At 65.7% G+C, this 10,711-nt stretch carries 7 protein-coding genes; 4 read left to right on the top strand and 3 right to left on the bottom strand.

Annotated elements, in window-relative coordinates; all coding sequences use genetic code 11:
• Positions 1 to 24 precede the first annotated feature (24 nt).
• The 4 genes from ACRYLO_RS04690 to acs all read left to right on the top strand — a co-directional run bounded on the left by ACRYLO_RS04690 (position 25) and on the right by acs (position 7,459).
• Positions 25 to 1,359, top strand: coding sequence for a dicarboxylate/amino acid:cation symporter (locus tag ACRYLO_RS04690; RefSeq protein ID WP_482659104.1), 1,335 nt, complete (start codon positions 25 to 27; stop codon positions 1,357 to 1,359).
• A 60-nt stretch (positions 1,360 to 1,419) separates the two neighbouring features.
• Positions 1,420 to 4,494, top strand: a complete 3,075-nt coding sequence (locus tag ACRYLO_RS04685) for a TonB-dependent receptor domain-containing protein (RefSeq protein WP_482659103.1) — start codon at positions 1,420 to 1,422, stop codon at positions 4,492 to 4,494.
• Positions 4,494 to 5,423 carry an alpha/beta hydrolase gene (locus ACRYLO_RS04680; protein ID WP_482659102.1) on the top strand — a complete coding sequence of 310 codons (930 nt, stop codon included), beginning with the start codon at positions 4,494 to 4,496 and terminating at the stop codon, positions 5,421 to 5,423. Before ACRYLO_RS04685 ends, ACRYLO_RS04680 begins: the two co-directional genes overlap by 1 nt.
• An 89-nt stretch (positions 5,424 to 5,512) precedes the next feature.
• Positions 5,513 to 7,459 (top strand): acetate--CoA ligase, encoded by a 1,947-nt coding sequence (gene acs, locus ACRYLO_RS04675; protein WP_482659101.1) that lies wholly within the window; start codon positions 5,513 to 5,515, stop codon positions 7,457 to 7,459.
• On the opposite strand, the gene pobA is transcribed toward acs, so the two are convergent.
• The 3 genes from pobA to ACRYLO_RS04660 all read right to left on the bottom strand — a co-directional run bounded on the left by pobA (position 7,456) and on the right by ACRYLO_RS04660 (position 10,711).
• Positions 7,456 to 8,625, bottom strand: coding sequence for a 4-hydroxybenzoate 3-monooxygenase (pobA, locus tag ACRYLO_RS04670; RefSeq protein ID WP_482659100.1), 1,170 nt, complete (start codon positions 8,623 to 8,625; stop codon positions 7,456 to 7,458). The two genes, acs and pobA, sit on opposite strands and share 4 nt — an antisense overlap.
• A gap of 119 nt (positions 8,626 to 8,744) precedes the next feature.
• Positions 8,745 to 9,692 carry a Gfo/Idh/MocA family oxidoreductase gene (locus ACRYLO_RS04665; protein WP_482659099.1) on the bottom strand — a complete coding sequence of 316 codons (948 nt, stop codon included), beginning with the start codon at positions 9,690 to 9,692 and terminating at the stop codon, positions 8,745 to 8,747.
• Between the two features lie 128 nt (positions 9,693 to 9,820).
• Complete coding sequence (locus ACRYLO_RS04660) at positions 9,821 to 10,711, bottom strand: class III extradiol dioxygenase subunit beta (protein WP_482659098.1); 891 nt, start codon at positions 10,709 to 10,711, stop codon at positions 9,821 to 9,823.

Here is a 10,711-nt window from a genome sequence, read left to right as displayed (position 1 = left end):
CAAGGCGCGCAGAGGGGATGGTTGATGGCGGTTGCACTCGAATATGCGGCGGAACCCGCCAAGCCCGGACGCTGGTGGACCCAGCTCTATGTCCAGGTGCTGGTCGCGATTGCGGCGGGCATTGCGGTCGGATTCTTCTGGCCGGGCGTCGGTGAAGCGCTCAAGCCGCTGGGTGACGCCTTCATCAAGCTCGTAAAGATGATCATCGCCCCGGTGATCTTCCTGACCCTCGTCACGGGCATCGCGGGCATGACCGAATTGCGCTCGGTCGGCCGCGTCGCCGGCAAGGCCTTCGCCTATTTCCTGTTCTTCTCGACCCTGGCGCTGATCGTCGGCCTCATCGTCGCCAATACGGTCCAGCCCGGCGCCGGCATGAATGTCGACCCCGCCACGCTCAACACCGGCGCGGTCGAGGGCTATGTCGCCAAGGCGCATGAGAGCGGCATCGTCGAATTCCTGATGGCGATCATCCCGACGACATTGGTATCGGCGCTCACCGGCGATCAGCTGCTGCCGGTCCTGCTGGTGGCGATCCTGTTCGGCATTTCGTTGTCGATGGTGGGTGAGCCCGCCGCACCGGTGCGCGACATGCTCGAGCGGGTTGGCCTCGTGGTGTTCAAGCTGGTCGGCATCCTGATGCGCGCCGCGCCGGTCGGAGCGTTTGGCGCAATGGCATTCACCATCGGCAAGTACGGCATCGAATCGCTCGCCAATCTCGCCGGCCTGGTGGCGACCTTTTACCTCACCTCGCTGATCTTCGTCGTCGTCGTGCTCGGCATCGTCGCACGGCTCGCCGGCTTCTCGATCTTCAAGCTGATCCGTTACCTCAGGGCCGAACTCCTGCTCGTGCTCGGCACATCCTCGTCCGAAAGCGCACTGCCCAGCCTGGTGGACAAGATGGAGCGCGCGGGGTGCGAGAAGTCCGTCGTCGGGCTGGTCGTGCCGACCGGCTATTCGTTCAACCTCGACGGCACCAACATCTACATGACGCTGGCGGCGCTGTTCATCGCGCAGGCGTGCAATGTGGACCTGACGCTCGGCGACCAGATCGCGCTGCTGCTGATCGCGATGATCTCGTCCAAGGGTGCGGCGGGGGTTACCGGCGCGGGGTTCATCACGCTCGCCGCGACGCTGTCGATCGTGCCGTCGGTGCCGGTCGCGGGCATGGCGCTGATCCTGGGCATCGACCGCTTCATGAGTGAGTGCCGTAGCCTCACCAATTTCATCGGCAATGCGGTCGCGACGGTGGTCGTCGCCCGCTGGGACAATGCGCTCGACAAGGACGCGCTCGACCGCGCGCTCTCGGGTCATGCCCCCACCGGTCCGGCATGGCCGGCAACGGAGACCGATCCGGACTGATCGAAGACATGGGGACGCGCGGACGTCGAAGCCGCCGCCCCGGAACAGGGAGAGAAGACCATGACGAACCGCAACAGGCTCCGCATCCTCGCCACCAGCACTGCGCTCGCCGCAGTGGCGATCGCGCTGCCCGCCCAGGCTCAGGACGCACCGCCCGCCGCTCCCACGGGCGAAGAGGCCGCACCCGAGCAGGAGGTCGTCGTCGTCGGTACCCAGATCAAGGGCAAGGACATCACCACCGCCCTGCCGGTCAGCGTGATCGACCGCAACCAGATCGAAGCGACCGGCGCGCTGTCGGGCGACGATCTGATCCGATCGATCCCGCAGGCGGGCGACGTCACCTTCAACGAATCCAACAACCCCCAGACCAGCAACGCGGCGCGCGGCGACGTCAATTCGATCAACCTGCGCAATCTGGGCGTCGGCAACACGCTGGTGCTGCTCAACGGCCGCCGCATGGTCAGCCACCCGACCAGCCAGGCGGGCGACGGCAACGTCCCCGTGCTCGGCTACAATTCCAACGCGCTCCCGGTCGCGGGGATCGAGCGGCTGGAAATCCTGCGCGACGGCGCGGCGGCGATCTATGGCGCGGACGCGGTGGCGGGGGTGGTCAACACGGTGACCCGGGGCGATTTCGACGGCGCGCGGCTCGACCTACGCTATGGGTTTGCTGAGGGGACCAACCGCAAGGAGTTTGAGGGCACCGGGCTGATCGGGCATAATTTCGCCGGCGGCCGTGGCAATTTCTCGCTGTTCGTCAACTATGTCCGCCGCACCGCGCAGCTGGCGGAGGATCAGCCCTATACCGCGACCGACAATCTCCTCTCCTTCTTTGCCGATGACCCGGCCTATGCCGGCAACCTCGCGGCGGACGGCCGCGCAACGCAAAGCCCCTGGGCCAATCTCGCGGTGGTCGGGGGCCCCGGCACGATCCGCCGCAGCCCGGGCAATCAGGCACTGACCTCATCGGCGGGCGCGTTCCACACGCAATCGTCGCTCAACCCCGGCTGCGCGGTCACGATCAACAGCAATGTCTGCTACGGAACCGGCACGCGCGCGACCGCATCGACGCTGCGCAGCGAGCGGTTCGATACGCGCCCTGGCACGACCGTCACGCCCTCGTTCAACCGCTACAACGCATTCTTCACCGGCCGCTATGAGGTCAGCGACGCGGTCGAGCTCTATACCGAACTCGGCTATTATCTCGCCGATACCCAGCGCATCCAGCCGCCGACGATCAACCTCAACGCGATCGTCATTCCGGCGAGCAACTATTGGAATCCGTTCGGCCCGGTCACCTTCGCCAATGGCCAGGCCAACCCCAACCGCATCGCGGGCCTGACCAACGTCCCCGCCGCCGGCCTGCCCGTGCGCCTGACCACCTATCGCTTCGTCGATGCGGGCAATCAGGTAGTGGATGTCGAAAACTGGCAATCGCGCTTCCTGCTCGGTGCGCGCGGGAAGATCGGCAGCTTCGACTATGACACCGGCATCCTCTATTCGGAGGCGCAGGCGCGCGACAGCTCCAACGCGATCGACATGACCGCGCTTCAGCGCAACCTCGCGCTGTCGACCCCGGATGCCTATAACCCGTTCAGCGGTGGCTGTTCCGCGACGCCGTCACTGGGCGACTGCTCCCCCGCGAGCCAGGCGACGATCGACGCGATCAGCTTTAACCTGGTGCGCAAGTCAAAGACGACCCTGTTGCTAGGCGACTTCAAGCTGTCCAATTCCAGCCTGTTCGATTTGCCCGGCGGCGGTGTCGGCATCGCGTTTGGCGTCGAGGGTCGGCGCGAGACGCAGCAGGATATCCGCGACCCCAATCTCAACGGCCAGATCACCTTCACCGATATGGTGACCGGCGATACCAACCTGTCCAACGTCGCCGCAGTGAGCCCGACGCCGTCGGTGTTCGGCAGCCGCACCGTGTTGTCGGCCTATGCCGAACTCGCCGTGCCGCTGGTTTCGCCGGAGATGAACGTGCCGCTGGTCCACCGCCTCGATCTGCAGATCGCGGGCCGGGCCGAGGAATATTCCGACTTCGGTTCGGTCGCCAAGCCCAAGGTCGCGGCGGCGTGGGACATCGTCGACGGGCTACGGCTGCGCGGCTCCTGGTCGCAGGGCTTCCGCGCCCCGAACCTGGAGCAGACCAAGACGGTTGCCTATTCGCGCCTCAATTCGAACACCGATTATTACCGTTGCGAGGCCGACCTGCGCGCCGCGCGGATCGCCAATTTCGGCGCGTGCAGCCGGGGCATCAGCTATTCGATCTTCATCAGCGGCAACCCCGACCTGCAGCCGGAGGAAAGCACCAACTGGACCGTCGGGACGGTGATCGAGCCCAAGTTCATTCCCAGCCGCCTTGGCCGCCTGACCCTGACCGCAGACTTTTGGTCGATCCAGCAGACCGGCATCGTCGGCCAGTTCGGCGCGCAAAATGCGCTGGTGCTCGACTATCTGCTGCGGCTGCAGGGGTCGAGCAACCCGAACGTGATCCGATCCGCACCGACCGCCGACGACACGCCGGTATTTGCCGGCACCGGCCTGGCCGCCGTCGGCGCGGTCACGCGCATCAACGACCAGTTTGTCAATCTGCTGCCCCAAACGGTGCAGGGGGTCGATCTGGCAGTGCTCTACAATGTCCGCACCGGAATCGGCCGCTTCGACGTCGCATTCAACGCCGCGCGCCTGACCAAATTCTCGCGCGAGACGCCGCCGGCAGTGCAGGAACTGTTCGACGCGCGCGCGGCGGGTCAGATCAACGCCGCGACTCCGCTGACCGACGCCAGCGACCTGATCGAGCAGCGCGGGCGGCCGAAATGGCGCGTCACCGGATCGCTCACCTGGAGCCACAAGGGCTTCCAGATCGGCGCGTTCGGCAATTACATCGGCACGGTGTATGACACCAACTTCCTCGACACGGCCGGCAACCCGTACAAGGTGGAGGGCAAGGCGTTCTTCAACCTCTATGGCCAGTATCGCATCCGCAAGGGGCCGCTGGAGGACACGCGTTTCCGCATCGGTGCGCGCAACGTCTTCGATACCCAGCCGCCGATCACCGCCGATGGCTATCTCGGGTCGCTTTACGTGCCCTATGGTCGTTACCTCTACGCCTCGATCGGGAAGACGTTCTGATGCGCTGGGTCGCCGCCCTCGTCCTGCTCTGCGTCGCGGCTCCGGCCTCGGCGCGGAGCGAGGTGATCAACCTCTGGTCCGGCGCGATGCCGGGCAGCGGGACCGTCACCGGGCCCGAAAAGACCGGCAGTGAGGGCGCGGCGACCGGCTCGGTGTCGAACGTCACCGTGCCGCGCATGGTCGTCGTCCGCCCGAAAAAGCCCAATGGCGCGGCGGTGCTGGTGATCGGCGGCGGCGGCTATTTCCGCATTCAGATCGGCAGCGCGGCGTTGCCGACCGCGCAATGGCTGGCGCAGCGCGGCGTCACCGCCTTCGTCCTCTACTACCGCTTGCCCGGCGACGGCTGGAGTTCCGAAGTTCCGTTCCAGGATGGGCAGCGGGCGATGCGCCTGCTGCGCGGCAACTGGAAGACGCTCGGGATCGACCCCAAGCGGATCGGCGTGATCGGCTTTTCGGCGGGCGGGCATCTCGCCGGCACGCTGGCGACGCGCGGCGCGCATGACTTCTACCCGGCGATCGACGCGGTGGACGCTGTGAGTGCGGTGCCGGACTTTGCCGCGCTAATCTACCCCGTGGTATCGATGCGCGCGCCGATCGATACCACGCGAACCGCGCGCTATGTCAGCAAGCTGCCCGACTGGCGTGATGCGTTTTCTGTAGAGGCACAGGTGACCGCCACCACTCCGCCGATCTTCCTCGCCCATGCCTTTGACGATCCCACCGCCGATGTCGCGCACAGCCTGCGGCTCGCGGCGGCGATGCACGCGCATAAACGGCCGGTGGAAATGCATTTGTTCCAGCGCGGCGGGCACAGCTGGGGTCTCGGCAAGCCCGGCGAGCCGGTTGCGGCCTGGCCGCGGCTGTTTTCCAGCTGGGCCAGGGCGAATGGCTGGCTGCCCGCGCGAAAGGCGGCTGAAGCTGCCGACTGAGCACTGATCTACGACAAAAGTCGGACTGACCTGTCGCTCCCGATGCGCTAACGCGGACACCAAACGCGCGGCGTAGACAGGAGAGTGACATGGCCCAGACGATCTTCCCGGTGCCCGAGCAATGGGCAGCGAATGCGCTGGTCGATGCGGACGGCTATGACGCCATGTATCGCCGCTCGGTCGAGGACCCCGAAGGGTTCTGGCGCGAGGCCGCGCAGCGGATCGACTGGATCACGCCGTTCACGCGGGTCAAGGAAACCAGCTTCGACGAAGCCGATTTCGGCATCGCCTGGTTCGCCGACGGCACGCTCAACATCAGCGCCAATGCACTGGACCGCCACCTCGCCGAACGCGGCGACGCAACCGCGATCCTTTGGGAACCGGACAGCCCGGACGAGCCACACCGCGTCATCAGCTATCGCGAGCTGCATGCCGATGTCTGCCGCTTCGCCAATCTGCTCAAGGCACAGGGCGTAAAGCGCGGCGAGAGGGTGACGCTCTACCTCCCGATGGTGCCGGAGGCGGCGGTGGCGATGCTCGCCTGTGCGCGGATCGGTGCCATCCATTCGATCGTGTTCGCCGGCTTCTCCCCCGACGCGTTGGCCGGGCGCATCCAGGATTGCGACAGCCGCATCGTGCTGACCGCCGATGAAGGGCTGCGTGGCGGCAAGCGCATTCCGCTCAAGGCCAATGTCGATGCCGCGCTGGCCCGCTGCCCCGGGGTCGAGCGGGTGATCATGTTCCGCCGCACCGGCGCCGATGTGCCGATGATCGCGGGCCGCGATATCGACTGGGCGGAAGCTGCCAGCCAGAGCGCCGACTGCGCGCCCGAGGCGATGGGCGCTGAAGACCCGCTGTTCATCCTCTACACCTCCGGCTCGACTGGGAAGCCCAAGGGCGTGCTGCACACCACCGGCGGCTATGCCGTGTGGACTGCAATGACGCACGAATATGTCTTCGATTACCGCCCCGGCCAGATTTACTGGTGCGCCGCCGATGTGGGCTGGGTCACGGGCCACAGCTACGTCGTGTACGGCCCGCTGATGAACGGCGCGACGAGCGTGATGTTCGAAGGCGTGCCCAACTTCCCCGATCACAGCCGCTTCTGGCAGGTGGTCGACAAGTTCGGCGTCGAGATCTTCTATGCCGCCCCCACCGCCCTGCGCGCACTGATGCGCGAGGGCGACGACTGGGTCACGCGCACCAGCCGCAGCAGCCTGCGCCTGCTCGGAAGCGTCGGCGAGCCGATCAATCCCGAGGCATGGGAATGGTATCATCGCGTCGTCGGCGAGGGCCGCTGCCCGATCGTCGATACCTGGTGGCAGACCGAGACCGGCGGCGCGATGATCACCCCCCTGCCCGGCGCGACCGCGCTCAAGCCCGGCTCGGCGACCAAGCCGTTCTTCGGCGTTCAGCCCGCTCTGCTCGACAATGACGGCACGCTGATCGAGGGCGCGGGCGACGGGTGTCTGGTCATCACCGACAGCTGGCCCGGCCAGATGCGCACCGTTTGGGGCGATCACGACCGCTTCTTCCAGACCTATTTCAGCACCTTCCCCGGCCGCTATTTCACCGGCGACGGCTGCCGCCGCGACGAAGATGGCTATTACTGGATCACCGGTCGCATCGACGACGTCATCAACGTCTCCGGCCACCGCATGGGCACCGCCGAGATCGAAAGCGCACTCGTCGCCCACCACAAAGTCGCCGAAGCCGCAGTCGTCGGCATGCCGCACGACATCAAGGGCCAGGGCATCTACGCCTTCGTCACCACCAATGCCGAGGTCGAACCCGATGCCGCGCTGCGCGCCGAGCTGATCAAATGGGTGCGCCAGGAAATCGGCCCGATCGCCACCCCCGACGTCATCCAGTTCGCCCCGGCGCTACCCAAGACGCGGTCGGGCAAGATCATGCGCCGCATCCTGCGCAAGATCGGCGAAAATGACGTCAGCAACCTCGGTGACACCTCGACCCTGGCCGATCCCTCGGTGGTCGATCACCTGCTCGCCAACCGACCTCAGCTTGCGGGAGCCTAAAGCGGCAGCCCCACATAATTCTCCGCAATCGCGGTCTGCATCGCGGTCGAGTTGGCGACATAGTCGAGCTCGGCCTCCTGCATCCGGTGCTCGAACGCGCCATCCTCGGGGAAGCGGTGCATCAGCTTGGTCAGATACCAGCTGAACCGCTCGGCCTTCCAGATCCGCGCCAGCGCGCGCGCCTGATACCCGTCCAGCCCCGCCGCATCGCCCTGCTTCACCGCACCTACCAGCGCATCGCAGAGATAGGCGACATCCGACGCGGCGAGGTTCAGTCCCTTCGCCCCCGTCGGCGGCACGATATGCGCGCTGTCCCCGGCGAGGAACAGGCGCCCATGCCGCATCGTCTCGAACACATAGGACCGCAGCGGCGCGATCGACATTTCCAGCGCCGGCCCGCGCGTGACCTTGTGCTCGCTGATCGGATCGAACCGCGCTGAAAGCTCATCCCACAAGCGCTCTTCAGTCCAGTCCTCGACCTTGTCGGTCAGCGGCACCTGGATATAATAGCGGCTGCGCGTCTTCGACCGCATCGAAGCCAGTGCGAAGCCGCGCTGGCCATTCGCGTAGATCAGCTCGTCATGGCACGGCGGGACATCGGCAAGGATGCCAAGCCAGCCAAACGGATAAACCCGCTCGAACTCGCGCACCGCGCTCGCCGGGATCGCCTTGCGCGAGGGCCCATGAAACCCGTCGCACCCGGCGATGTACGCACAGTCGATCCGGTGCGTCTCGCCATCCTTCACATAGGTGACGAACGGTGCATCGCCCTCAATCTCATGCAGCGCGACATCGCCTGCGTCATAGATCACCTCCAGCCCCCGCTCCGGTGCCGCGTCCATCAGGTCGCGGGTCAGCTCGGTCTGGCCATAGACCATCACGTGCCGCCCGGTCAGCGCGGCAATGTCGATCCGGATCAGCCGGTCGTCGGTGGCAAGGTTGAACCCCGCCTCGCCCAGCCCCTCCCGCTTCATCCGCGCATCGATGCCGAGCCGCGTCATCAGATCCGTGGTGACCGTCTCCAGCACCCCCGCCCGAATACGGCCGAGCACATAGTCGGGCGACGCGCGCTCGACGACGACGCAATCCACCCCCGCCTGACGCAGCAGATGTCCGAGCAGCAGGCCGGACGGCCCTGCCCCGATGATCGCAACCTGGGTCTTCATAACTCGGTCCCCCACCCCGCTCAGGCTGAGCTTGTCGAAGCCCCGTTCTTCTTTCGGCGTCGCGATCAGAAGAACTGCCCTTCGACAAGCTCAGGGCGAACGGGTGATATGATTGAACTTCAGCGCCCCGCGTTCAGCTGCTGCTCCAGCTGGTGCAGCACGCGGTAGCAGGGCAGCACCTGCGCAACGCTGGAATTAGGCTCGCGCCCTTCGCGGATCGCCGCGACGAACTCGCGGTCCTGCAGCTCGATACCGTTGTTCGACACAGCGACGCCCGACAGGTCGACCGGCTCTTCGCGCCCGGTCACCAGATCGTCGTAGCGCGCGATCCAGGTGCCGTTGTCGCAGATGTAGCGGAAGAAGGTACCGAGTGGCCCGTCATTGTTGAACGACAGGCTCAGCGTGCAGATCGCGCCGCTTTCCGCCTTCAGCTGGATCGACATGTCCATCGCGATGCCAAGCTCAGGATGGATCGGACCCTGAATCGCATTGGCGGCGACGATCGGCCCGGCCTGATAGGCGAATAGATCGACCGTGTGCGCCGCATGGTGCCACAACAGGTGATCGGTCCAGCTGCGCGCTTCACCCTTCGCATTCATGTTCTGGCGGCGGAAGAAATAGGTCTGCACGTCCATCTGCTGAACGTTCAGCTCTCCCGCCGCGATCTTGCGGTGGATGTACTGATGGCTGGGATTGAAGCGCCGCGTGTGCCCGACCATCGCGGTCAGGCCGGTCTCCTGCGCCTTGGCCAGCACCGCCTCGCCATCGGCCAGGCTGTCGCACAGCGGAATTTCGACCTGCACATGCTTGCCCGCGTCCATGCACTGGATCGCTTGGGCGGCGTGCATCTGGGTCGGCGTGCACAGGATCACCGCGTCGAGCCCGGGCTGTTCCAGGGCTTCGGCAAGGTCAGTGGTGGCGTGCGCGACGCCATATTTGGCGGCGACCGCCTGGGTCGGTTCGAGCCGGCGACCGACGACCGAGATCACCTCGACCCCGTCGATGTTCTTGAGTCCGTCGAGATGTTTCTCGCCGAATGCCCCGGCGCCTGCGAGTGCGATTTTCATGTTCAATCTCCCTCTCCCCTCCGGGGAGAGGGCCGGGGAGAGGGGCAGTCCCTCCAATCCGGCCCATCGCTAAAGTCTAGAGGACTGCCCCTCTACCAACCCTCTCCCCAAGGGGGAGAGGGCTTTGATCACTCCGCCGCCTCGGCAAACCCGCTGCCCGCCATATCCAGCCCCTCGCCATTGTCGGGACGCAGCACGACATGGCCGATCGCGGTGTTCGAACAGGGGATATGATAATGCCGATGCAGCGCGGCGGTGCGCTTGCCCATCGCGCCGCGCATGATCAGCCACATCACCATCTCGATCCCCTCGGACCCGGTCTCGCGCAGATATTCGATGTGCGGGATGCGGCGCAGGTGATCGCTTTCGCCGATCAGCCCGTCCAGGAACATATTGTCCCACTCACGATTGATCAGGCCGGCGCGCGGCCCCTGCAACTGGTGGCTCATACCGCCGGTGCCCCACACCTGAACGTTCAGATCCTCGGGGAAGCTCGCCACCGCGCGCGCAATCGCCTCACCCAGCGCCCAGCAGCGATTGCCCGAGGGCGGCGGATAGGTGACGACATTGACTGCCAGCGGGATCACCTTGCACGGCCAGGCATCGGGTGTGCCGAACATCATCGATAAGGGAACGGTCAGGCCGTGATCGACCTGCATCTCGTTGATGATCGTCATGTCAAATTCGTCGAGGACCAGGCTCTGCGCGATGTGCCAAGCGAGGTCGGGATGCCCCTCCACGTCCGGCACCGGGCGCGGGCCCCAGCCCTCGTCCGCCGAGGTGTAGCGCTCGCCACAGCCGATCGCGAAGGTCGGGATGATCTTCATGTCGAACGCCGAAGCATGGTCGTTATAGACCAGGATGACGACATCGGGCTTCTCCGCCTTCTCCCATTCGCGCGTCCAGTCATAGCCGGCGAAGATCGGGCCGAAATAATCGTCGCGATCCTTCCCCTGATCGACGGCAACGCCGAGCAGCGGCACGTGGCTCGATGCGACGCCTGCGGTAATCCGTGCCAT

It is taken from the genome of Sphingomonas sp. SDUR79 (assembly GCF_056821745.1).
The sequence above is the reverse complement of the archived record's forward strand: the minus strand, read 5'-3'. Positions and strand labels throughout refer to the sequence as shown.